A 23,462-nucleotide genomic window follows, 5' to 3' on the forward strand; every position below is an offset into this window, starting at 1 on the left:
GCGGCGGCGGGTGTTGGCGCTGGGCCCAAAATACAAGAACCCGCCCAATCCCATCAGGATCGAGCGGGCTCACTAGCCATTCCAGTACATCCGTGAAACGACCGTTTCGAGGCCTTAGACGAGCGACAGGTTTTCCGCGCTCACCTTGCCCCGCATCTTGTCGGTCTTGAGTTCGAACTGAACCTTCTGACCTTCGGCAAGTCCGCCGAGGCCCGCACGCTCGACGGCCGAGATGTGCACGAACACATCCTTGCTGCCATCGCTCGGCTCAATGAAACCGAAACCCTTTTGACCGTTGAACCACTTCACAGTTCCCGTAGCCATTTTCTCTTCTCCAAAGCACGTTGGCTTTTAATTCCGCGCGGCGATCGCACGGATTCAAATCCGTTCACGACGATGTCTCTGGAAGAAGCCCCTTAGGGAGCGCGTTCGAAAAGGCACGACGGTAATCGAATGGCTTTACACCTATAGGTTTTCGGCGAAATAGCAATGGCTGGCGGGAAATAAAGGCCGACGGCGTTAACGAGCCCGCCATCAAAAATGGCTGTAGGACAGCTGTTCCAGCGCGATTTCGGCGCCCTGCCGGTCGATGAACTTCGGAACCGCGCTGCCCGCGACGACCGTTCCGATGGAACTCACGGCGATGCCGGCATCCTTTGCGGCTTGCGCGAACGCCTCGACGCGATCCTCCGGCAGCGTGCACAGGATCTCGTAATCGTCACCACCCGCTATCAGTGTTTCCAGTCCAACAACGCCGCGCGACACCAGATCCTGCGCCGCGCCGGACAGCGGGACCGACACCAGATCGATCACCGCGGATACGCCAGACACACCGCACAGTTTTGTCAAATCGCCAGCGAGGCCATCCGACACATCCATCGCCGCGCTGGCATAGCCGCGAACGATTTCCGCCATGGCCACGCGCGGCTGCGGCACGCGGTAGCGCCCGACCAAGGCGTCGCGCGCGGCGATATCGCTTGCCGCGGCGTGGACCTTTCCGCCCTTGAGAACGGCAAGCCCCAGCGCGGCGTCGCCGATCGTGCCCGTTACCATCACGCGCTCGCCGGGTTTGGCTCCGCTGCGATGAACCATCTTGCCCGGTGGCACGCGGCCGAAGGCGGTGACCGAGACCATCAGCGGCCCGGGCGTTGAGACGGTGTCCCCACCCAGCAGCGGACAGCCGAACTGCGCGGCATCCTCGCCCAGCGCCGCCGCGAACGGTTTTAGCCAGGCCTCGTCAGCATGCCGCAACGCCAGCGTCAGCACGAAGCCGGCCGGAATTGCCCCTTTTGCCGCGAGATCGGAAAGGTTCACCCGCAGCGCTTTGCGCGCGACCGTATCGGGCGGATCGTCGGGCAGAAAATGCACGCCTTCGACGATGGCGTCCGTTGTCACCACGATGTCGTTGCCGTCAGGCCGCAACGCCGCGGCGTCGTCGTCGAGACCGAAGGCGCCTGGGTGTGTTGCAAGCGGCCGGAAATAACGCGCGATCAACGAGTCCTCGCCGGACGCGGGTTTCCCGCTAGCCACGCGCGAACTCTTCGGCGCGGAACTGGCGCGCGATCTGGTCGAGCACGGCATTCACCATGCCGGTCTCTTCCTTTTCGACGAAGGCGTGCGCGACGTCGACATATTCCGACACGACCACACGGCCCGGCACATCCTTGCGGTGCTCCAGCTCATAGGAGCCTGCCCGCAATACCGCGCGCAAAATCGCGTCGATCCGCTTGAGCGGCCAACCCTTCTGCAGCGCATCGTCGATCAGGGGATCGAGCTTGGCCTGGTCGCGCACCACGCCGGCCACCACGTCCTTGAAGAACGCAGCCTCCGCCGGCAGATATTTGTCGCCTTCAACCTCGTTGCCGAGCCAGTGGCTTTCGAACTCGGCGAAGATATCGTTGATCCCGGCACCGGCGATGTCCATCTGGTAGAGCGCCTGCACGGCGGCAAGCCGCGCCGCGCCACGGCGGTTGGCTTTCTTGTCGGGACTTTTCGCTGGCTTCTTGCTGTCTGCCATCGTCAGGCCTTTGTCAGCCGCCGCTTGATCCGCAACATCGCCAGCGCCGCGCGCGCGGCGTCGCCGCCCTTGTTGAGTTCGCTGGCGCGCGCCCTCGCCCAGGCCTGCGCGTCGGTATTGACCGTTATGATGCCGTTGCCGAGCGGGAAACCTCTGGCGACCGCGAGATCCATCAGCGCGCGCGAGGATTCGATCGACACGATTTCGAAATGGATGGTGTCGCCGCGCACCACGCAGCCGAGCGCGATTGCCGCATCATAAGGCTTGCCGTTCTTTTCGGCAGCATCGAGCGCGATCGCGATCGCTGCCGGAATCTCCAGCGCGCCGGGCACCGTAATGAGATCGTGCGTCACGCCGGCCGACTTGAGCTCGGCAACGGCGCCTTCCAGCAGCGCGTCCTGGATGTCGTCATAAAACCGCGCCTCGACAATCAGCGCGCGCGCGCCTGAAATGTCGGTCTGGTCTTTCAGAGGGGCGCGCCGTGCGTCTGCCATCTTTCAATCCGTTTCACTCAGGTACTGGTGGGCTATGTAATCGCCACGGGTGACTAAGCCAAGCACGAACTCGATACATCGTCATTCCGGGATGGTCCGAAGGACCAGGCCCGGAATCTCGAGATTCCGGGTTCGATGCTAACGCATCGCCCCGGAATGACGGCTGCGCCGTCACTTCATTTCCGACAGCCGCGCCGCATAACGGGCCATCAGATCGACCTCGATATTGACCTCGCTGCCGACGCGCCAGCCGCTGAGCGTGGTGACGCTGAGCGTGTGCGGGATGATCAGCACCGAAAACGTGACATCCTCGACCGTATTCACCGTCAACGACACGCCGTCCAGCGTCACCGAGCCCTTGGCGGCGATGAAACGCGCCAGCTCCCGCGTGGTGCGAAGTTCGAACCGCGCCATGTCAGGCAGATCGTCACGCTTGACGATGGTCGCAATGCCATCCGCATGCCCCGCGACAATATGGCCGCCGAGTTCGTCGCCGATCTTCAGCGCGCGCTCAAGGTTGAGTTTGGTACCTTTGGCCCAATGCTTCGCCGTGGTCATGCCGAGCGTTTCGGCGGCGGCGTCGACGTCGAACCAGGTCTTGCCGCCTTCGACGCCGGAAGCGACCACGGTCAGGCAGACGCCATTGCAGGCGATCGATGCGCCGTCGGCAATCGTCGTCTGGTCGTAGCGGCAGGCGATCCGCATGCGGTGCAACTGGCCCTGCGCCGTTGGCGTGAGGCTCGCTATCTCGCCGATGTCGGTGACAATTCCGGTAAACATTAGGCGCGCTCGTAAATGGTAAGGGTGTCTTTGCCGAGGCTTTCGCTACCACGTGTCTTGAAGGCAGGCGACCCGGTGAGAGCCGACAGCGGCAATGCGTCCAGCGCGGGAATGCCGTCCGTGCCGATAGTCTCAGGGCCGCGCAGCAGCCAGATTTCATCGACAAGGCCCGCGGCGACGAAGGACGACGCTACCCGCGAACCGCCTTCCACCATCAGCCTCGTAATGCCCTTGTCGGACAGCGCGCGCAGCACCGCCGGCAGATCGAGCCCGGGCGGCTGCGCGATAGCCGCAACGCGCATCACCTGCGCGCCGGCCGCGCCGAGTTTCATGGCCGCAGGCGCTTCGGCGAAATCCGAAGTCATGACCCAGAGCGGCGTCTGGCGTGCGGAATGGACCAGTCTGCTGGTGCCAGGCAGCCGCAGCGCGCGATCCAGCACCACCCGCACCGGCGATCGCGCGTCCATCCCAGGCAGGCGGCAGGTGAGAGCCGGATCGTCCGCCAGCACGGTGCCGATGCCGACCAGGATGGCGTCGCATTGCGCGCGCAGCAGATGCACGCGCGTCTTCGCCGCCTCGCCCGTGATCGCGACCGGCTTGTGGCCGGCGGCGCCGATCTTGTCGTCGGCGGAGACGGCGAGTTTCAGGATCACATGGGGGCGCCTGTCGCGGATGCGGCGGAAATGCCCGGCGTGATCGTAGGCGGCTTCCGCGGCGCCCAGGCCAACATCGACCGTGATCCCGGCCGCGCGAAGCTTGGTATGCCCCTGGCCGGCCACTTCAGGATTGGGGTCTTCGGTCGCCGACACTACCCGCGCAATGCCGGAGGCGATCACCGCATCGACACATGGCGGCGATTTGCCAAAATGCGAGCAGGGCTCCAACGTTACATAGAGCGTAGCGCCCCGCGCGGCCTCGCCGGCGCGTTGCAGCGCCTCGGGCTCGGCATGGGGCCGTCCGCCGGGCTGGGTCCAGCCACGGCCGACGATTACGCCGTCCTTGACGACGACCGCGCCGACCGCCGGGTTCGGCCAGGTGCGCCCCAGCCCGCGCCGGCCGAGCGACAGCGCAAGCTGCATGAAGCGCTGGTCCGCCGCTTTGGCCTCTCTGGATTTCTGCGCGTACTGGTCTTCCAGAATGCGGAAGATCATTTGCGCAACGTGGCAACCCGCGCGTCGTCTTCCGCGGAGAGTTCGCCGAGCACGGCCTCGAAGTCTTTGGCCTCGCGGAAATTGCGATACACGGAGGCAAAGCGAACATAAGCGACGTCGTCGAGCTGGCGCAGATGCTCCATCACGATCTCGCCGATCGCCTCGGAGGATACTTCCGCCTCGCCGCCGCTTTCGAGCTCGCGCACGATCGCGGAAACCATCTTCTCGACCCTTTCAGGATCGACCGGCCGCTTGCGTAAACTGATCTGCAGTGAGCGGACCAGCTTGTCGCGGTCGAACGGCACCCGGCGGCCGTTGCGCTTGATCACGGTGAGTTCGCGCAACTGCACCCGCTCGAAGGTCGTGAAACGGAAGTTGCAGGCGATGCACACCCGCCGCCGCCGGATCACGGCCGAATCCTCGGTCGGACGCGAGTCCTTCACCTGCGTATCGAGACTGTTGCAGCTGGGACAACGCATCCAATGAAGCCTTTACTGATAAATCGGGAAGCGGTCGGTGAGTGCCTTGACGCGTTCCTTGATCGCGGCTTCGACCAGCGGCGCCTTGCCGTCCTCCGACTGCGCCAGCGCATTCAGCACTTCGGCGATCATGCCGCCGACCTGCTTGAATTCGGCGACGCCGAAACCGCGCGTGGTCGCCGCGGGCGTGCCGAGACGCAGGCCGGAGGTGACGAACGGCTTTTCGGGATCGAACGGGATACCGTTCTTGTTGCAGGTGATCGCGGCGCGCACCAGCGCCTTCTCCGAGACGTTGCCCTTCAGGCCCTTGGGCCGCAGATCGACCAGCATCAGATGGTTGTCGGTGCCGCCGGAGACGATGTCGAGGCCGTGGCCGCGCAGCGTTTCCGCCAGCGCCTTGGCGTTCTCGACCACGTTCTTGGCATAGACCTTGAAGTCGGGCCGCAGCGCCTCGGCGAAGGCGACGGCCTTGGCGGCGATCACATGCATCAGCGGACCGCCCTGCAGGCCGGGGAAGATCGCCGAATTCAGCTTCTTGGCGATCGCCTCGTCGTTGCAGAGGATCAGGCCGCCGCGCGGGCCGCGCAGCGATTTATGCGTGGTGGTGGTGGTGACGTGGGCATGCGGCACCGGCGAGGCATGGACGCCGCCCGCAACGAGGCCGGCGAAATGCGCCATGTCGACCAGCAGGTAGGCGCCGACAGAGTCGGCGATCTCGCGGAAGCGCTTGAAGTCCCAGGCACGCGAATAGGCCGAACCGCCGGCGATGATCAGCTTCGGCTTCACCTGCGCGGCCTGCTTGGCAACCTCATCCATGTCGATGATCTGGTCCTCACGCCGCACCGTGTAGTGCGAAGCCTTGAACCACTTGCCGGACATGTTGACGGGCGAACCATGGGTGAGATGGCCGCCGGCGGCGAGGTCGAGGCCCATAAACGTGTCGCCGGGCTGCAGCAGCGCCAGAAACACCGCCTGGTTCATCTGGCTGCCGGAATTCGGCTGCACGTTGGCGAACTGCGCGCCGAACAGCTTTTTGGCGCGCTCGATCGCCAGCGTCTCGGCGACGTCGACCCATTCGCAGCCGCCATAGTACCGCGCACCCGGATACCCTTCCGCATACTTGTTCGTCATCACCGAACCCTGCGCTTCCAGCACCGCCCGGCTGACGATGTTTTCGGACGCGATCAGCTCGATCTCATGCCGCTGACGGCCGAGTTCGCCCTTGATCGCGGCTGCGATTTCCGGGTCGGCCTCGGCGAGTGTCGCCGTGAAGAACGAGTCGGGCGCGGAGGCGGTCTTGGAGCTGGAGGACGAGGAGGTCATTGGGCGAAATATCTCCACCGCCGCAGGCCCTTAGGGGCAAGGCGGTCGGCTATGTGTGGCGGTCGAAAGAAGTGTCTGCGGGATACCACATCGCCCGGAATTGGCCAAGCACTTGCGGTATGCGGCTGATATTTATGCAAGATATGGTGGGGTGGAAGGGGTTCCCCACCCTCCACTGTCGCCCCGGCCTTGAGCCGGGGCCCATAACCACCGGCGGTAATTGAAGGAGGAAGGCGTCCGCCAAGGTGCCCCCTTCCGTTGGCCGCAGCGTATGGGTCCCGGCGTTCGCCGGGACGACACCGAGATTGACTACGCGAACCGGTAGGCCCCGCCCTTCTCGATGCTCCGCTGGAACGCCGGGCGGGCGTGCATCCTTCCCAGCCAGGCCGCGAGGTTCGGGTATGGCTCCAGCTTGCCGAACACCTTTGCCATCTCGCCGACAAAGCTCATCTGGATGTCGGCGCCTGATAGCGACGCCGCGACAAAGAACTCCCGCCCCTTCAGCGCGCCGTCGACATAGCCGAGATGGTTGGCGAGTTCGCTGTCAATGCGCGGATGCAGCGGCGCGCCCGCCTCCTTCAGCCGGGACACGTAGAGGTTCAGCATCAGCGGCAACATCGCCGAGCCTTCCGAGTAGTGCATCCACTCATTGTAGGCTTCGTAATCGGCGCTTGCCGGCGCCGGCATCATCGCTCCCTTGCCGTAGCGGCGAATGATGTAGTCGACGACGGCGCCGGACTCCGCGATCGTCGTATCGCCGTCGGTGATGACGGGCGACTTGCCGAGCGGATGGATCTTCGTGAGTTCCGGCGGCGCCAGCCGGGTCTCTGCGTTGCGCTGGTAGCGCTTCATCTCATACGGCGTACCCAGTTCCTCCAGCAGCCACAGAATGCGCTGCGAGCGGGAGTCGTTGAGGTGATGAAGCGTCAGCATGGGGGTTTCCTCCGGTTGTCGTTGGCTGGGCACGGTTGGCCTGACAGTGTCATTGCGGGCGAAGCGAGGCAATCCAGCTTGTCGCTTGTAGCCCGGATGAGCGAAGCGATATCCGGGGCGGTAATAGCGTGGTCCCGGATGTCGCGTCGCTCATCCGGGCTACGAACTGAATATGCGTTCGCATTCTCGCGGCGCATTCGCCCGAGGTTTGCATCTTTGATGTCCCTCCGGAAATCAGAGGGTGCAGGGAAGACCGGGTGCTTGCTGCACCCGCGATCTCGCGTGCGATTTGCGCAAACAAAACGGCACACGAGCATACAGGGCAGCTGGAGCATTCCGGCCTTCCCTGCGCAATGGCTTTACGGCTTACTTCGTGCTCTTCCCGGAGAACGGCTCTTTTGCCTCCGTCGCCTGCGCTTCTTATCGCACGCTTAACGCCAGCACCGCGGCGCCCGAACCACACGACTTCACCGTACGCTCGAGCCACACACGTCAGTCGCGGCTCTCGCGTCCATCGCACCTCACCGCGCGTTCGTGACGATGGCCAACGCCCCTCATCCGCCGTGAGACAGGCGGAGTTGTGCGACTGATTTGGGTGAGAACGGAAGCGGAATATTTTCGATTTGCGGGCTTGACACGATTTCTGAAAATCCGAAGTGATTTGACTGTCTGCCAACGCGTTCGATATCCGCCCGACCAATCAGCTTTTGCAGGCCGAGACACACGGCTCCCGACTGGTCCTGCCTGCCGTAGAGTGTGACATGCTTACCCGCATCACGCGCGGCCGGCTCCCGTCAGGAAGCCCCCAATTTCCGTCGTGGGTCCCGCGCTTCATTTAATTGGGTCTGACGTTGAACCACGCCGCCGTTCCCTTGACGTACAGTCATGGGCTGGGGAAACGACGGAGTTTCTCATGACGAAGCATCGAACGATCACCGGCTTCGTAGCCCTCGCTCTGCTTACGGGCGCTGCAACGGCCGCCACCTTGCGACCGCTGCCATCAAAGCACCATCCAGACGCATCCGCCGGCATCATGTCGCTCAGTGAATTGAAGGTCGACGTGAACAAGCTTGCGACGGACGACTACGACGATCAGTCCTTTGTTTATTCGGCGAAGCGCTATTAGCCACATGCCCCGCAGCCTGCGTGGCCGGCCTCATCGAAATGCGCCCGACGTGATCCAGTTCACAATGCGATGCTTTGGCTGGGTCCATAAACGCTTGGGGCTGACAGATGGATTCGCAAATGCCTGAATCACGCCCACCCGGTGAATACAAGGCTAAGTCGGGACACTGGCTGAGAACGGCCTTCCTGATCTACGGGATGATGGTCGTCGGCCTGCTCGGAATCTTTATCGTCTTTCCGGATACGAGGACCCAGCAAGACGAAGGCGCGCCCGTGCAAACTGCCGCGAAGGCGGCCAGATATGAGGCCGTGATCGCCAACTGGAACCGCTATCGAACAAAGGACGCGAGGGCGGAAGCGCGATAACACAAACGGGTCCGGCTCAATCGAGCAGCAAACGACCGACAGGCTCAGCGCGGTCGCTCCCACCTTTGACCACGACGATCTCGCCGCTGGCCAGCCAGACACCGGTCAGTGCCTGAATGTTCGCACCATGGCTTACGACAAGCAGATTTCCGCCTGCCGTCCATTGCGCAATGAGCGCGCGGGCGCCGGCGGTCAAGGTCTGCCTTTGATCCTTCAGCACCACGACATTGCCGAATGTCACTTCAGTCTCGATCGTCCCCAGATCCATCAGCCTGACCGTATCGATACATCGGCACCACGGCGAACTCAGGATTTTTTCGAACGCGATCCCTTCCCCTTTGAGCCGCGATCCGATTTTCTCTGCGTCCCCCCTTCCCTTTTCACTGAGGTTGCGCTGGGTAGCACAATCATCGACGCGAAATCCCGGCGGATCCCCAACACCACCCGGCGCATCGGCATGGCGCATCAGGGCGACGTGGCCGCCCGCCCGCAACGCCTTCCAGGCATCAGCCGCGTCGTCGGCGCCGGCGACCTGTGCCGTGCCGCAGAGGCCGAGCAGAAGCAGAACTGTGAAGATGACAAGGCGCATGCGGCGCATGGCGGCGGTTCTCGAAGAAGCGGGCGCTAGGCACCGGCTCGGAAAGCATTCCTTCCGGCACTTCCTCGGTCAAGACGCGGCAAAAGCTGCCGCTGCCTACAGCCCGGTAAAACCCGCCTTCACCGGATCGCTGCTGCCGTCGAGCTGGCGCAGATAGGTCAGCCCGCACACGGTGAGCCGGTGCGGATCCTTCTCGCCCGCCTCCATCAGCGTGGTGAGATATTCCGTCACCTTGGTACGTGCCTCGGCGTTGGCCGCGGCGGTTTGGTTCACAAGCAGGTCGTAGGTCTGCATGATGCGGTCGATCGCGGCTTCCATGGAGTTCTCCTGAAGTGCGTGATGCGGGTGATGCGGTCAGGCCAGTGATTGCGCTTCGAATTCGGCGATCGCCTTGTTGGCGAGCCGGATCCGGTTGAATTCGCCGTGCTGAACCAGCTTCACGATGATCTCGAGCAGCCGCTCGTCGGTGGCGAAGCTATCGGCAATGGCGCCGCTCCTGCACAGGTAGTTCGACGCGATGGCGTAGGCATCCCCCACCACCTCGAAGTTCATCACCTGAATTCCGCGTTCGACCAGCATGTCTCACCTGTTCCGTGACAGGCTCAATAATGCACGAGGGCCCGGATGGTTCCATCCTGTGAAACCCGCCTGGGAAATCCGGTCGTTCTGGCAGCAAAACCAAGCGCTTCGGCCCTATTTCACACCGAAACCGGCAACTCGGTCTCGGGATCGAAGAAATGCAGCCGGCCCACCTGCGCCGACAGGCGAACCTGATCGCCGCGCACGATGACGGTTTCGGCAGGCACGCGGGCGGCGGTGACGCTGGCCCCGCCCACCCTCGTCTCCAGCAATATCTCGGAGCCGAGCTGTTCGACCACCTCGACGCGGGCATCGAAACCAAGGCCCGGGGGGCCGTTGCCGAGCACAAGGTGCTCGGGCCGCATGCCCAGGATCACGCGACGGCCATTTAAGGCCGCGAGCGCCGACGCGTCCGCCGGCCCGACCGTGAGCCGCAAGCCTTCGGCCTCGACTGACGTCACACCCGCTGCGCTGCGCACGGTGACGTCGATAAAGTTCATCGCAGGCGCGCCGATGAAGCCCGCGACGAACTTGTTGGCCGGCTTGCCGTAGACCTGCAGCGGGGTACCGATCTGCTGAACCCTGCCGTCGCGCATGATGACGACGCGGTCGCCGAGCGTCATGGCCTCGACCTGGTCGTGGGTCACGAACACCGACGTCGTCGGGATCGCCGCATGCAGGCGCTTGATCTCGATGCGCATCTGCGCGCGCAGCTTGGCATCCAGGTTCGACAGCGGCTCGTCGAACAGGAACACTTGAGGATTGCGCACGATGCAGCGGCCGAGCGCGACGCGCTGCTGCTGCCCGCCGGATAATTGCTTGGGCTTGCGCTGAAGCAATTCATGAAGCCCGAGCATGCCGGCGGCGCGGTCGATCGCGGCCTTGATCTCGGCCTCCGCGGTTTTCTTGTTGCGTAAGCCGAAGGCCAGATTGTCGTAGACGCTCATGTGCTGGTAGAGCGCGTAGTTCTGGAACACCATCGCGATGTCGCGATCGCGCGGCGGCAGATTGTTCACCAGCCGGTCGCCGATGCGGATGTCGCCGCTGCTGATGTCCTCCAGGCCTGCGATCATGCGCAGCGTCGTCGACTTGCCGCAGCCGGACGGTCCGACCAGCGCCACGAACTCCTTGTCGGCAATCTCGAGATCGACGTCCTTCACGGCGTGAAACAGCGAGCCATAATGCTTGTTGAGCTTGCTGAGTGAAATTGCTGCCATTGCCCCGCCGCTACCCGAACCTGAAGCCTGTTTCAAAAAAGCCCGCCGCGCGCTGACGCGGCGGGCTTCACGTTCTTGATTATTGCGCGGCCTTGCTGACCAGCGGCGCGCCCTCGGCCAGCACCTTTGCGATGTCCTCGCGCTTGCCGGTGACGGCCTTGGTGACGGTGTCGTTGAACGCCTTGTGCACGGCGGGCCATTGCGGGAAGTAATAGGCGCCGCGCACCTTGTCCGGCGAATCCAGCACCGATTCCTTCAGCAGCTTCATGAACGAATCTTCCGCCGCGATTTCCGCCCAGAACTCGGTGTTGGGTGGCGGCGCGCCGGTCGCCTTGAACAGCTTCTTCTGGCCTTCCTTGTCGAGCATCATTGCGTCCAGCATCTCCTTGGCGAGTTTCTTGCGCTCCGGCGCGATCGACTTCGGGATCGCCCAGCCCCAGATGTCGTCCCAGGCGAACGGTTTGGCCCGGTTGGGACCGAGCGGGAAGCGCGTGGCGGCCACCTTGCCGGCGATTTTCGACTTGGCCGGATCGTTGAAGGTGCCCCACCACAGCGAGTCCGCCACGGTGAAGGCGGCATCGCCCGACATGAACACGGCGTTGGCTTCGTTGCGGTCGTAGGCCGGCATGCCGCGCGGCACGATCTTGTGGGTGTTGATCGCATCCCACCAATATTCGACGGTCTCCTGCATGCACGGCTCGGTCATGCCGGATTTCCAGCCGGCCGCGGCGAGTTTTGCATTGTCGCGCTCATAGGGCGGCATCAGCACGTCGCAATTGTTGCCCCACATCGACCAGAGCCAGCTGAACCAGCTGTTGTTCATCGACATGCCGCCGACATAGCCAAACTTGACCTTGCCGTCCGCCTGCAGCTTCTTGCTCACGGTGACGAGTTCTGCCAGCGTCTTCGGCACTTCCTCCGGCTTGACGAGGTCGGAGCGGTAGAAGAACACGCTGAACGTCTGGCCCATCGGCACGACGGTGTTCTGGCCCTGAGCGTTGCCGAACACGATCTTGTCCATGCCCCACTTCTCGGCAAACTTGTTGGCCGCGATATCGTCGGTCGGCTCTAGCAGATGCGCCCAGGTCTGCCCCCAATCGTCATTGTGCCAGATCACGTCGTACTGATCCGAGTTCGAGGTCAGCGATGCCGTCATCTTCTCGACATAGACGCCGTAGGAATTCGGCACCTTGACGATCTTGACGCCGTTCTTGGCGCCCCAGGTCTCGAACATCGCAATCGAGGCGTCCTGAATCGGGCTCGGCTGGTAGCCGATCCGAAGCTCCTTCACCTGTGCGGCGGCACTACCGGTTGCAGCCGCCAGGGCCACGGTCGCTGCGGTGAACCATTTCGCCAGTCCCTGCATAGCCTCTCCTCCTGTTTTTTGTCGTTGTGTCGTGTCTCGGTCTTTCTTGTTCGCCTAAATCCTCAACCCCCGGATCACATATTTCTGACCGAACAGCGCGATCAGGAAGGCCGGCACCAGCGCCATCACGGCGGTCGCCGCCATCAGATTCCAGCGCAGCCCCATCTCGGTGACGAATTGCGCCATCACCACCGTAATCATCGGCACACGGTTGCCGGTCAGGATCAGCGCGAACAGAAATTCGTTCCAGGTGAACAACCAGCACAGCACGGCGAGCGCCGAGATCGCCGGTAGCGCCGACGGTACCGCGACGCGGATGAAGGCGCCCCATCGCGTGCAGCCGTCGATCATCGCGGCGTATTCCATCGACGGGTCGATGCCGTCGAAAAAGCCCTTCATCAGCCACGAGAAGAAGCAGATATGCACCGCGACATGCGGCAGCAGCAGCCCGGTATAGGTGTCGTAGATGCCCCAGCTTTGCGTCACGAAATACAGCGGCAGCACCCAGGAAATATAGGGCACGCAACGGAACACATAGATCGTTCCGAACCAGATCCGCGAGGCCGGCCCGGTGAAGCGCGACAGCATGTAGCCGCTCGAGACCGTCACCAGCAGCGAGAACACGGTCGCCAGTGTCGAGATCAGCGCGCTGTTGAGGAAGGCTCCGACGATCCGCTCGTCGCTCAGCACCTCGGCGAAGCTGGCGAGTGTGAATTCAGTGCCGCGATGGACGTAATAGACGCCGGATTCCGGCCGCAGCGAGGTCAGGATCAGCCACAGCACCGGAAAGGCGAACGCGAAGCAGACGAAAGCGAGCGCCAGCGCGAACAGCGTCTTGCGGCCGATCGGCGGCAGCCAGGGCAGGAATTCGGAGCGGCTTACCATCGCCATCGGGTCAGGCCTTTGCGATGCGGTCGACGAGGCGGTAGAGCACCACGCCGATCACGAGGATGATGAGCCCGCCGATGATCGCGGCTGCCGAACCGCGGCCGAGATCGAGGTTGAGGAAGGCGTGGACGTAAGCATAGAGGCTGAACAACTCGGTCGAGCGGCCGGGCCCGCCGCCGGTCAGCGTCCACACGATGTCAAACGTGCGGAAGGCGTCGATGGCGCGGATCACCACGCACACCACGATCACCGGGCGCAGCATCGGCAGCGTCAGGAAGCGAAACACGCGCCAGGTGGTGGTGCCGTCGATCGCGGCGGCCTCGAACGGCTCCTTCGGCAGGCTCTGCAAGCCCGCCAGCAGCAGCAGCGTGAACCACGGCGTCCACAGCCAGATGTCGGTCAGAAGGATGATGCCGAACGCGCTCCAGCGCTGCACCAGCCAGGGCTGCCCTTCGAAGCCGATGGCCTCAAGCACCACATTCACAATGCCGAACTGGTCGTTGAAGATCCAGCGGATCATGATCGCGGCGACGACCGGGGCCACCATCAGCGGTACCAGCAGGATCGTCTGCACCAGCTTTTGTCCGCGAAACGGGCGGTTGAGCAGCAGCGCGAGCGCCAGCCCCGCCACCAGCGCCCCGGCGACGCTGAGCACCATGAACAGGAAGGTGTTCGGCAGCACCACGTAAAGGAACGCCGGATCCGTGATCACGGCGACATAGTGGTCGAAGCCGATCCAGGTCTTTTTGGGATTATAGAGCGCCCAGTTGCGAAAGCTGGCGTTGGCGCCGATCACGATCGGCACGACCTGAAACAGCAGCATCAACAGCGCAGCCGGCGCGATCAGAAGCAGCACAAAGCGCTGTTGCTCGCCGAACATAGGACGCCGCGATGCCGACAAGCCGGTTTTCCCCATTTGGGCGTCAAACCGTCACGACTTTTGCGGCCGGTACGTGCGTGAAGCCTGTATTTTCAGGGAGTATGGGCGGGGCGTCGAAGGCTAGTCAATCCGGATTGTGCAAAGGCACAACCGGATTGTGCAGCAGCAAATTCGGATTGTGAAACAGGCGAGCGATTGGGCAGGCGCTCACGCAAAACTTCAACTTGAGGTACTTCAAAAAACAAAACGCACCGGACCCGGAAAAGCCGGGCGCGATGCGCTTTCAGCAGGGCTCACTGCCCTGCCAGTTCATTGTCCGCAGTTGGCCGCCGGTCTTCTCGATCATGATCCGATACTTCGGATCATGATCAGGCCGGCTTGACCGCTTGCGGAAAAGAAAATCTCAGAGCCGATACAGGATCTGGTCGGTCCAGAACCGCTCGAGCCGGTGCAGCGACTTGTTCAGCGTCGCGAACTCTTCGTTCGAGATGCCGCCGACCTGCTCCACCGTCTTGACGTGCTTCTGGTAGAGCGCGTCGACGATCTTGCGGATTTCCTGGCCCTGCGCGGTCAGGCGGATGCGGACCGAGCGGCGATCGACGCGCGAGCGCTGATGATCGAGGAAGCCGAGCTCGACGAGCTTCTTCAGGTTATAGGAGACGTTGGAGCCGAGGTAGTAACCGCGCGTGCGCAGTTCGCCCGCGGTCAGCTCCTTGTCGCCGATGTTATAGAGCAGCAACGCCTGCACCGAATTGATGTCGGCGCGGCCGCGGCGATCGAATTCGTCCTTGATGACGTCGAGCAGCCGGCGGTGAAGCCGCTCCACCAAAGTCAACGCTTCCAGATAGAGCGGCTGCACCGGAGCTTGACCGGCAGAGCGTTCAGCGGTTTCCACCGCCGTTGCAACGGCTTTGATCATGACACTTCCCCTGTCGTCGTTTTTCGACTTATTTCGACGAAACTTCTGTCCCGCCTGATAGCCTCAACTTAAGGGGGCGGTTTGAAGATCCGCTTAAATAAGAGAATAAAGAGATCATGAATTTAACAGAGTGAATTGTCGATTAAGCCCCGTGGATCAAGGCTTTTTGCAACTTTTCATTGACGGTGAACGCGCCCTGTTCACGCTTCGTCTGCAAGCCCTGTCGCATTCCAAAACAGGTGCGTCTGAAATCGAAACGCTCGCGTAAGGTGTGTGGTGGAACCCTTTACGGCCCTTAACGGTGACTGAAACGTTACCGGAAAAATTTTTGAAAATTGTGCGGGATTGCATCGCAGTTTCTGCACGCGGATGAATTATGGCGGGAAACTGACACGCTTCTCTTCCCCTTCTCCCCGCGCGCGGGGAGAAGGGGAAGAGGGGCTCTATCGACGCATTCGGACTCGCGGTGAGACCCCTCACCCCAACCCTCTAAGAGCAAGCTTCGCTTGTCTCGACCCCGCAAAAGAGCGGGGCGAGGGAGCAGATCGCCGCTTCCATCTCGATTCTCTCGCTTGCGAAAGCCCCTACGGCGGGCGTTCGCGCGCGGCCATCCAGGCGAGCGCCAGATACGCCGCCAGCATCACGGCTTCCAATCCCACCACCGTCAGGCTGCCGCCATAGATGCCGGGAAACATCAGTTCGATCACCGCCATCGACACCACGGTGGTGAGCCAGACCACCGCGCCCCAGGGCGTCGCAAGCCACAGGCCGACAGCGGCGACGAGCTCGATCACAGCGAAATAGACGGTCGCGGTCTGCCAGGCCATCGACTGGTTTTCGAACGCCTCTTCCTCGCCGCCGATGAATCCCGTGACCTGCGCCCAGTGGTACAGGCCCTTCAGGATAGAGAGAACAGCCATGATCCGCAGGAACAGCACCAGGCGGCGCGTCCACACGTTCTCGTCGGGCTCGATCCGCTCCGACGACATCGCCGCCATCGACATCGCGTCCCGGCCCTTGTCCCGCCCTTGATCGCGCGCCGACGCATCAGACATGCCAGCTGACCTGGAAGCCGACCTCGAAATCGGGGCTCACCGCGGGCTGGAATGGACTCGTGACCCCAAATGCTCTCATAGCCCTGTCTTGGCCCGCCGGAACGGCAAAATCAATCGCCCATGAGGCAGATCAAGGTGCGGTGACGGGGAAGTCGCAAGGTGCTAGAATTGGAACAAATCAAAACTGACCCGCCGCCTTCAGGAGTACCCATCATATGGCGATCAAATTCGGGCGTCCGATCGAAATGCGTGACGCCCCGCGGCGGCAGACCGCCCTCGCCTCCACCTCGCTGGACCTCGCGATCCGTCCCCGGCGCAACCGCAAGGCGGAATGGGCGCGGCGGCTGGTGCGCGAAAACGTGCTGACGACGAACGACCTGATCTGGCCGATGTTCGTGGTCGACGGAAACAACACGCGCACGCCTGTTGCCTCGATGCCCGGCGTCGACCGCCTCACCGTCGATCAGGCGGTGCGCGATGCCGAGCGCGCGATGAAGCTCGAGATCCCCTGCATCGCACTGTTCCCCTATACCGAGGCGTCCCTGCGCGACGAGACCGGCTCCGAGGCGCTGAACCCGAACAACCTGGTCTGCCAGTCGGTGCGCGCGATCAAGAAGGAATTCCCTGACATCGGCGTGCTCTGCGACGTCGCGCTGGATCCTTTTACCAGCCACGGCCATGACGGGCTGATCGAGGACGGCAAGATCCTCAACGACGAGACGGTGGCGGTGCTGGTGCGACAGGCGCTGGTGCAGGCGGAAGCCGGCTGCGACGTCATCGCGCCGTCGGACATGATGGATGGCCGCGTCGGCGCGATCCGGGATGCGCTGGACGAGGCGGGTTTCCTCGACGTGCAGATCATGTCCTATGCGGCGAAATATGCGTCCGCCTTCTACGGCCCGTTCCGCGACGCCATCGGCTCGGCAAAGACGCTGACAGGCGACAAGCGTACCTACCAGATGGACAGCGCCAATACCGACGAGGCGCTGCGCGAAGTCGAACTCGACATCGCGGAAGGCGCCGACATGGTGATGGTGAAGCCCGGCATGCCCTATCTCGACGTGGTACGGCGGGTGAAGGACACGTTTTCGATGCCGACCTTCGTCTACCAGGTGTCCGGCGAATACGCGATGATCGCAGCCGCCGCCAACAATGGCTGGATCGACGGCGACCGCGCGATGATGGAAAGCCTGCTCGGCTTCAAGCGCGCCGGGGCGGATGGAATCTTGACGTACTTTGCACCGAAGGCGGCGGAGAGGTTGAAGGCGGGCGGGTAAGTCTCCCCTGTCGTCCCTGCGAACGCAGGGACCCATACGCGGCGGCCTATCGATAGAACGATGGGGCCGGTTGCCTTTGCTGCAATGTGCAGCGGTGGTTATGGATCCCTGCGTTCGCAGGGACGACGAAACATTGGGCCCACCCCCGAATATTGCACGCTGTTAATGGTCGCAGGCCCTTGGCGGCGGCGCGGACGGCTCCCATGTTTCGGTCGGGAATATCTGGCCTGGAGGACAGACCATGTCTTATAGCGGCTCTGGCAATACCAACGGCGGCGCTTCAAATGCCGGCGGCGCCTGGCGGAACGACGGCGGAGTGCCGCCCCATGCGTTTGATCCCGATTTGCAGCCGGAACTGTTTCGCGGCGTGCTGACGCGGCGGGTGTTTGCGTTCCTGATCGATCTCGTCGTGCTGTCGGTTCCTGTCATCCTCGGCTACATCTTCATTGCCGTGTTCGGTGTGATCACGCTCGGGCTCGGCTGGATGCTGTTCTGGCTGGCGTGGCCGGCTACCATCGTGTGGGCGATCGTCTACTACGGCGCCTCGATCGGCGGGCCGCATTCGGCTACTATGGGCATGCGCGCGATGGATCTGGAAGTGCGCACCTGGTACGGCGCACCGGGCTATTTCGTGCTCGGCGCCTGCCATGCCGTGCTGTATTGGGTCTCGGTCTCGTTCCTGACGCCGCTGGTGCTGCTGGTTGGGCTGTTCAACGGCCGCCGCCGGTTGCTGCACGACATCATCCTGGGAACCGTAGTCATCAACAGCTCGGTTCGTACCCAGGTAGTGCCTTCGGCCCGCAGCAGCTACTGAGCGAGCCGCAAACTGTAATTGACGGTCGGCCCTGCCGGCGCGATGCTAGAGTTTCTCCGGTCCCGGAAATGTGTCGGGACCGGAGCGGCTCTTTTTTCGTTTTGATGCGTTTTCTTAACGGGAACCGGTGTCTACTTCGCGCGAAAGCGTATGGTTGTGATCTGTTTCGGAGGCCTGACGACCCCTCGTGACCCAGCATTCGCGTGACACCCCGCAATTCTATCTCACGGCGCCCTCGCCCTGCCCCTATCTGCCGGGCCGGCACGAGCGCAAGGTCTTCACGCATCTGGTCGGCGACAAGGCCGGCGACCTCAACGACCTCCTGACCCATGGCGGCTTCCGCCGCAGCCAGTCGATCGCCTACCGCCCGGCCTGCGACCAGTGCCGGGCCTGCGTCTCCGTGCGCGTGGTCGCCAACGAATTCCGCCCCTCGCGCAATTTCAAGAAGGTTTTGGCGCGCAATGCCGACATCGTCGGCGAACAGCGCAGCGCCGTGCCGACGTCGGAGCAGTATTCGGTGTTCCGCGCCTACCTCGACAAGCGTCACCGCCATGGCGGCATGGCCGACATGACCGTGCTCGACTACGCGATGATGGTGGAGGACAGCCATGTCGAGACCCGCATCATCGAATACCGCAAGCGCGGCATCGATACCGGCATCACCGGCCGCGGCGAGGAGCTGATCGCGGTGGCGCTGACCGACGTGCTCAGCGACGGGCTGTCGATGGTGTATTCGTTCTTCGAGCCGTCGCAGCAGAGCCGCTCGCTCGGCACCTTCATGATCCTTGATCACATCACCCGCGCCCGCAGGCTAGGCCTGCCTTACGTCTATCTCGGCTACTGGATCGAGGGCTCCAAGAAGATGGACTACAAGGGCCGCTTCCTGCCGCAGCAGCGGCTGGCGCCGTCAGGCTGGCTGCGGATCGACGCATCGGGCGAAATGCTGTCCGAGCCGCAGGACTGAGCGGCGAATCCACCGCTGAGTTTCATGCCGCGCCAAATCCCCGTCATCAGCGAAACCACATCCCGACACCTTCAAGCCCGTCATCGGCATCCTGGACCGAATACCTTCAGCTTGTAGTAGCGTGTCGTGATAACGGTCGATGAGTGATTCACACGCGGGACGGTCGCTGGAGCAGTCAGCCCTCATGAACGAACCGGGCCCTTCGGCCGTCACGATGCCAGCTCAAGCATCTTACGACTGGCTGCAGCGACGGATCGTCTTCGCAGCGGTCACGTTCGCGCTGGCGCTTCTCGCCGTGCAGGCCTTCCAGGCCTGGAATGGCTATCGCACGGCCCGCACCAAGGCCGAACGGCGGGCGACCAACCTGGTCTACATTCTGAGCGCCCACATGCAGGAGGCGGTGGCCGCGCTCGATGCCTCACTGGTGCAGATCGGAGCAGCCAGCGCGCGGCTGGGCGGTCCGTCCGGCGACGCGGGCGACTGGAGCGCCGTGCTGACGGGCGCGATCGCCGGCTTGCCAAACACGGGATCGCTCAGCGTTACCGACAGCCAAGGCGTCATCCGGCATTCGACGGTCGCGAACGTCCTGGGTCAGTCGCGGCAGGATCTCTATTTGTTTCAGACCCTCCGCCGCCAGGCGAATGCCGGAATGGTGGCGGACAGACCCTTCAAGGGCGTGACCGGCGAGATGCTGATACCTCTCGGGCGACGGCTGGAAGGCCCGGCTGACACGTTCCAAGGCATAGCTGTGGCCACGATGCGCTTGCCGCAGCTGCGCGAATTCTACCACTCGATCGATGTCGGTCCCGGTGGACTGATCCGCATCCTGCATCCTGACGGGCAGGTTCTGTTCCGCGAGCCGTCGTCGCAGGACCCAATCGGCGAACCCGCGCTGGATGACCCGGTCTACCGGGCTTTCCGGGCCGGCAAGGCCGATGGCCTGTTGGACGAGGAATCCGGCCCCAACGGGCGTCCCCTCATCACTGCCTTCCATGCCCTGCCATCGCCCGGACTGCTGCTTGCGGTCTCTCTCGATCGCAAGGCGACGTCCGCGGAATGGCGCAACAATCTCGCCGTCGATGGCGGCCTCCTCGCTGCGGAGCTTCTGGTTCTCGCGATCGCGACCGCGACAATCCTGCAATTGCTGCGGGCGCGTCACACCGCGACATTGCGGCTGGCAAGCCGGGAGCGGCAGTTGCTGCTGGCCGAGTCGATCGCTCACATGGGCGCCGTCACCTTCGACGTCGCGACCGCTACGGTGCGGCCATCGCCGCAGATCGCCGCCATTTTCGGCTGGCCGGAGCCCGTCGAGGAAATTCCGCTGCCGGCGTTCCTTGCGGCCGTGCATGAAGCCGACCGGCAGCCGCTCAGCCAAGCGATCGCGCGCTGCGCCGAAGGCGGCGGGCCGTATCGCCAGGAATTTCGCATCGCGCGCCCGGACGGCAGCGTGCGCATCATCTGGTCCGAAGGGTTTCAGGACAAGGGCACGCGCGCCTCAGCGGCCGGAGTCGTCGCCATCTGCCAGGATGTAACCGATCGCCGGATGGCGGAACGCCAACTGGCGCAGGCGCTCAAGATGGAAGGCGTCGGCCAGCTCACCGGTGGCGTCGCCCACGACTTCAACAACCTCCTGACCGTGATCATCGGTAATCTGGACATGCTGGCCGAATGGCCCGGTGCGGACGCGCGCGCCCGCGAGACGGCCGAGATCGCGCTGAAGGCTGCCGATCGCGGCGCTGATCTCGTGCGCAGTCTACTGGCCTTCTCGCGAAAGCAGCCGCTGCAGCCGCGCGTGGTCAATCTGAACGAGATCGTCCTGGAAACCGACCATCTGCTGCGGCGAACCCTCGGCGAACAGGTGGAGCTGGAGACCAGCCCGGAACAGAAGATCTGGCTGACCATGGTCGATCCCGCGCAGTTGCAGGCTGCGCTGATCAACCTGGCGGTGAACGCGCGCGATGCCATGACGCAAGGCGGCAAGTTGACGATCGAGACCGGCAACGTCGTGCTGGATGAGCACTACGCGCGGCTGAACGCGGATGCCAGGCCCGGCCCCTATGTCCTGCTGGCCGTCAGCGATACCGGCTCCGGCATTCCTGCCGCCATCCTCGATCGCGTGTTCGAACCGTTTTTCACGACCAAGGAAACCGGCAAAGGAACCGGGCTCGGATTAAGCATGGTCTACGGCTTCATCAAGCAGTCGAATGGTCACATCAAGATCTACAGCGAAGTCGGGCACGGTACGACCGTAAAACTCTATCTTCCGCGAAGCGAGACCACGGCGCTGGTGGAAGCTCCCGCCACCGCGGCCGAACTGGACCAGACCGGCAACGAGACCGTGCTGGTGGTCGAGGACGATGCAATGGTGCGCGATTTCGTCGTGCAGCAGTTGCGGCAGCTTGGCTACCGGACGCGACTGGCCGGCAATGGCAGGGAAGCCCTGGCGGCTCTCGACGACGGCGCCGGGATCGACCTGCTGCTGACTGACGTGATCCTGCCGGGTGCGCTGACGGGTAAGCAGGTCGCCGACACAGCCCAGCGGCGGCGGCCGGACCTCAAGGTGCTGTTCATGTCCGGCTATACCGAGAATGCCATCGTGCATCACGGCCGGCTCGACCCGGGCGTCCTGTTGCTATCGAAGCCGTTCCGCGCCAGCGACCTCGCACAGATGGTTCGCAGGGCGATTGCAGGCAACCAGCCCAGCGACGCGTGAGGCGGCAGCGTCTCAGCCGAAGAACGTCTCGAACAAGAGTTTTACGTTCAGCGCGACGATGATCGCGGCGACGATCCACGCCACCGCGGCGACCGAGCGGGAGATCGCGAACTGGCCCATCTTGCGGCGGTCGGAAACGAACCTCACCAGCGGGATCACCGCGAACGGCAGTTGCATCGACAGGATGACCTGGCTGAAAACCAGAAGCTGGCTGGTGCCGCGCTCGCCGTAGAGGGCCGTGACGATCACGACCGGAACGATGGCGATGCCGCGGGTCAATAGCCGCCGCGCCCAGCTCGGCAGGCGCAGATGTAAAAAGCCTTCCATCACGATCTGGCCGGCCAGCGTTGCGGTCACCGTCGAGTTCAGGCCGGAAGCGAGCAGCGCTACCGCAAACAGGGTCGAGGCCATGCCGAGGCCGAGCAGCGGCGACAGCAGTTCATACGCCTGGCCGATTTCGGCGACCTCGGTGCGGCCGGTCGCATGGAACGTCGCGGCCGCGACGATCAGGATTGCGGCGTTGATGAACAGCGCCAGCATCAAGGCGATCGTCGAATCCGTCGTCGCCCATTTGATCGCCTCGCGGCGGCCTTCATCGTTACGTTCATAGGCGCGGGTCTGCACGATCGATGAGTGCAGATAGAGATTATGCGGCATCACGGTGGCGCCGATGATGCCGATGGCGATGTAGAGCATCTCGGGATTGGTGACGATCTCGGTCGAGGGCATAAAACCCTTCAGGACCCCGGCAACCGACGGAGCGGCGGCCACGATCTGGATCCCAAAACAGATCGCAATCACGATCAACAGCGAGATGACGAAGGCTTCGAGGAAGCGAAAGCCCTTGTTCATCAGCAACAGCAGCAGGAAGGCGTCGAGCGCGGTGATCAGCGCGCCGCCGATCAAGGGAATGCCGAACAGCAATTTGAGGGCGATCGCGGTGCCTATGACCTCGGCGAGATCGCAGGCGATGATGGCGGCCTCGCAGGCCAGCCAGAGCAGGAAGTTGACGGGGCGCGAAAAGCTAGCGCGGCAGGCTTGCGCGAGGTCGCGGTCGGTGACGATGCCAAGCCGCGCGGCGAGCGCCTGCAACAGGATCGCCATCAGGTTCGAGAGCAGGATTACCGACAGCAGCGTGTAACCGAACTTCGACCCACCCGCGAGATCGGTCGCCCAGTTGCCCGGGTCCATGTAACCGACGGAGACCAGATAGCCGGGACCGACGAAGGCCAGCAGCCGGCGCGACCAATGCCCGCCAAAGGGTACCGAAATGGTCGAATTGACCTCGGGCAGGCTCCGCTGGGTGCCAGCGGCGGCGTCCGCGCGCCAGCCGGCGGCAGTCGTGTCGGTCATCGGTACACTCTCAATCGGGGGCTTCGAGCCAAGTGCAGGCGTGCGGGCGTCCATTTCGCCAAGATGACCGATATCCCCCCTTATTGCAACTCATTTGCAACTGCATCTAGCAATCACGAAAATGATACCGGCGCGATATGGAAAGTACTGAGGAAGTGCTTTATGATGAAA

The 23,462-nt window shown here is 63.2% G+C and carries 25 protein-coding genes; 6 read left to right on the forward strand and 19 right to left on the reverse strand.

Annotated features, from left to right (window positions below; all coding sequences use genetic code 11):
* Nucleotides 1-114: 114 nt before the first annotated feature.
* From ACPPVP_RS26085 to ACPPVP_RS26125, 9 genes are all read right to left on the reverse strand, one after another.
* Entirely contained in the window at nucleotides 115-324 is a 210-nt protein-coding gene (locus tag ACPPVP_RS26085; RefSeq protein WP_028345703.1) for a cold-shock protein, read from the reverse strand.
* A 210-nt stretch (nucleotides 325-534) separates the two neighbouring features.
* Nucleotides 535-1,530 (reverse strand): thiamine-phosphate kinase, encoded by a 996-nt coding sequence (thiL, locus tag ACPPVP_RS26090; protein ID WP_426525804.1) that lies wholly within the window; start codon nucleotides 1,528-1,530, stop codon nucleotides 535-537.
* Nucleotides 1,523-2,017, reverse strand: a complete 495-nt coding sequence (gene nusB, locus ACPPVP_RS26095) for a transcription antitermination factor NusB (RefSeq protein ID WP_214492969.1) — start codon at nucleotides 2,015-2,017, stop codon at nucleotides 1,523-1,525. The genes thiL and nusB overlap by 8 nt, the downstream gene beginning before the upstream one ends.
* A 2-nt stretch (nucleotides 2,018-2,019) precedes the next feature.
* Nucleotides 2,020-2,511: a 6,7-dimethyl-8-ribityllumazine synthase gene (ribH, locus tag ACPPVP_RS26100; RefSeq protein ID WP_426525806.1), complete on the reverse strand. Its 492-nt coding sequence runs from the start codon at nucleotides 2,509-2,511 to the stop codon at nucleotides 2,020-2,022.
* Nucleotides 2,512-2,682: 171 nt separating this feature from the next.
* Entirely contained in the window at nucleotides 2,683-3,291 is a 609-nt protein-coding gene (locus ACPPVP_RS26105; protein WP_426525808.1) for a riboflavin synthase, read from the reverse strand.
* Nucleotides 3,291-4,442, reverse strand: a complete 1,152-nt coding sequence (gene ribD, locus ACPPVP_RS26110; protein WP_426525810.1) for a bifunctional diaminohydroxyphosphoribosylaminopyrimidine deaminase/5-amino-6-(5-phosphoribosylamino)uracil reductase RibD — start codon at nucleotides 4,440-4,442, stop codon at nucleotides 3,291-3,293. Before ribD ends, ACPPVP_RS26105 begins: the two co-directional genes overlap by 1 nt.
* Entirely contained in the window at nucleotides 4,439-4,921 is a 483-nt protein-coding gene (gene nrdR / locus ACPPVP_RS26115) for a transcriptional regulator NrdR (protein WP_108513565.1), read from the reverse strand. Before nrdR ends, ribD begins: the two co-directional genes overlap by 4 nt.
* Nucleotides 4,922-4,933: 12 nt before the next feature.
* Complete coding sequence (gene glyA / locus ACPPVP_RS26120) at nucleotides 4,934-6,244, reverse strand: serine hydroxymethyltransferase (protein WP_426525812.1); 1,311 nt, start codon at nucleotides 6,242-6,244, stop codon at nucleotides 4,934-4,936.
* Between the two features lie 309 nt (nucleotides 6,245-6,553).
* Nucleotides 6,554-7,177: a glutathione S-transferase family protein gene (locus tag ACPPVP_RS26125; protein ID WP_426525814.1), complete on the reverse strand. Its 624-nt coding sequence runs from the start codon at nucleotides 7,175-7,177 to the stop codon at nucleotides 6,554-6,556.
* A gap of 913 nt (nucleotides 7,178-8,090) precedes the next feature.
* Between ACPPVP_RS26125 and ACPPVP_RS26130 the strand changes: the two genes are divergently transcribed.
* The gene (locus ACPPVP_RS26130; protein ID WP_426525816.1) at nucleotides 8,091-8,303 is read left to right on the forward strand and encodes a hypothetical protein; all 213 of its coding nucleotides are present in this window, start codon (nucleotides 8,091-8,093) and stop codon (nucleotides 8,301-8,303) included.
* Nucleotides 8,304-8,422: 119 nt separating this feature from the next.
* Nucleotides 8,423-8,668 (forward strand): hypothetical protein, encoded by a 246-nt coding sequence (locus ACPPVP_RS26135; protein ID WP_426525818.1) that lies wholly within the window; start codon nucleotides 8,423-8,425, stop codon nucleotides 8,666-8,668.
* Nucleotides 8,669-8,684: 16 nt separating this feature from the next.
* On the opposite strand, the gene ACPPVP_RS26140 is transcribed toward ACPPVP_RS26135, so the two are convergent.
* The 9 genes from ACPPVP_RS26140 to ACPPVP_RS26180 all read right to left on the reverse strand — a co-directional run bounded on the left by ACPPVP_RS26140 (nucleotide 8,685) and on the right by ACPPVP_RS26180 (nucleotide 16,170).
* Complete coding sequence (locus ACPPVP_RS26140; protein ID WP_426525820.1) at nucleotides 8,685-9,266, reverse strand: histidine phosphatase family protein; 582 nt, start codon at nucleotides 9,264-9,266, stop codon at nucleotides 8,685-8,687.
* Between the two features lie 96 nt (nucleotides 9,267-9,362).
* Nucleotides 9,363-9,584 (reverse strand): hypothetical protein, encoded by a 222-nt coding sequence (locus ACPPVP_RS26145; RefSeq protein WP_426525822.1) that lies wholly within the window; start codon nucleotides 9,582-9,584, stop codon nucleotides 9,363-9,365.
* A 36-nt stretch (nucleotides 9,585-9,620) separates the two neighbouring features.
* Nucleotides 9,621-9,845, reverse strand: coding sequence for a hypothetical protein (locus tag ACPPVP_RS26150; protein ID WP_426525824.1), 225 nt, complete (start codon nucleotides 9,843-9,845; stop codon nucleotides 9,621-9,623).
* A 119-nt stretch (nucleotides 9,846-9,964) separates the two neighbouring features.
* Nucleotides 9,965-11,062 carry an ABC transporter ATP-binding protein gene (locus tag ACPPVP_RS26155; RefSeq protein ID WP_426525826.1) on the reverse strand — a complete coding sequence of 366 codons (1,098 nt, stop codon included), beginning with the start codon at nucleotides 11,060-11,062 and terminating at the stop codon, nucleotides 9,965-9,967.
* Nucleotides 11,063-11,141: 79 nt separating this feature from the next.
* Nucleotides 11,142-12,428, reverse strand: a complete 1,287-nt coding sequence (locus tag ACPPVP_RS26160) for an extracellular solute-binding protein (RefSeq protein WP_426525828.1) — start codon at nucleotides 12,426-12,428, stop codon at nucleotides 11,142-11,144.
* Nucleotides 12,429-12,482: 54 nt separating this feature from the next.
* Entirely contained in the window at nucleotides 12,483-13,319 is an 837-nt protein-coding gene (locus ACPPVP_RS26165) for a carbohydrate ABC transporter permease (RefSeq protein WP_426525829.1), read from the reverse strand.
* Between the two features lie 4 nt (nucleotides 13,320-13,323).
* Nucleotides 13,324-14,217, reverse strand: coding sequence for a carbohydrate ABC transporter permease (locus ACPPVP_RS26170; protein WP_426525831.1), 894 nt, complete (start codon nucleotides 14,215-14,217; stop codon nucleotides 13,324-13,326).
* 382 nt (nucleotides 14,218-14,599) lie between these two features.
* Nucleotides 14,600-15,115: a transcriptional regulator LdtR gene (gene ldtR, locus ACPPVP_RS26175; RefSeq protein ID WP_074276258.1), complete on the reverse strand. Its 516-nt coding sequence runs from the start codon at nucleotides 15,113-15,115 to the stop codon at nucleotides 14,600-14,602.
* A gap of 584 nt (nucleotides 15,116-15,699) precedes the next feature.
* Nucleotides 15,700-16,170, reverse strand: coding sequence for a DUF6163 family protein (locus ACPPVP_RS26180; RefSeq protein ID WP_426525833.1), 471 nt, complete (start codon nucleotides 16,168-16,170; stop codon nucleotides 15,700-15,702).
* Between the two features lie 215 nt (nucleotides 16,171-16,385).
* Here ACPPVP_RS26180 and hemB point away from each other — a divergent pair, with 215 nt between their 5' ends.
* The 4 genes from hemB (at nucleotide 16,386) to ACPPVP_RS26200 (ending at nucleotide 21,938) form a co-directional block, all read left to right on the forward strand.
* Nucleotides 16,386-17,447: a porphobilinogen synthase gene (gene hemB, locus ACPPVP_RS26185; protein ID WP_426525835.1), complete on the forward strand. Its 1,062-nt coding sequence runs from the start codon at nucleotides 16,386-16,388 to the stop codon at nucleotides 17,445-17,447.
* Between the two features lie 241 nt (nucleotides 17,448-17,688).
* On the forward strand, nucleotides 17,689-18,261 hold the full coding sequence (locus ACPPVP_RS26190) for an RDD family protein (protein WP_426525837.1): 573 nt from the start codon (nucleotides 17,689-17,691) through the stop codon (nucleotides 18,259-18,261).
* A 187-nt stretch (nucleotides 18,262-18,448) separates the two neighbouring features.
* Entirely contained in the window at nucleotides 18,449-19,225 is a 777-nt protein-coding gene (locus tag ACPPVP_RS26195; RefSeq protein ID WP_426525839.1) for an arginyltransferase, read from the forward strand.
* 184 nt (nucleotides 19,226-19,409) lie between these two features.
* On the forward strand, nucleotides 19,410-21,938 hold the full coding sequence (locus ACPPVP_RS26200; RefSeq protein ID WP_426525841.1) for an ATP-binding protein: 2,529 nt from the start codon (nucleotides 19,410-19,412) through the stop codon (nucleotides 21,936-21,938).
* 12 nt (nucleotides 21,939-21,950) lie between these two features.
* On the opposite strand, the gene ACPPVP_RS26205 is transcribed toward ACPPVP_RS26200, so the two are convergent.
* On the reverse strand, nucleotides 21,951-23,345 hold the full coding sequence (locus ACPPVP_RS26205) for an Nramp family divalent metal transporter (protein ID WP_426525843.1): 1,395 nt from the start codon (nucleotides 23,343-23,345) through the stop codon (nucleotides 21,951-21,953).
* Nucleotides 23,346-23,462: the final 117 nt, after the last annotated feature.

This window comes from Bradyrhizobium sp. McL0615 (genome assembly GCF_049993905.1).
Classification (GTDB): Bacteria; Pseudomonadota; Alphaproteobacteria; order Rhizobiales; family Xanthobacteraceae; genus Bradyrhizobium.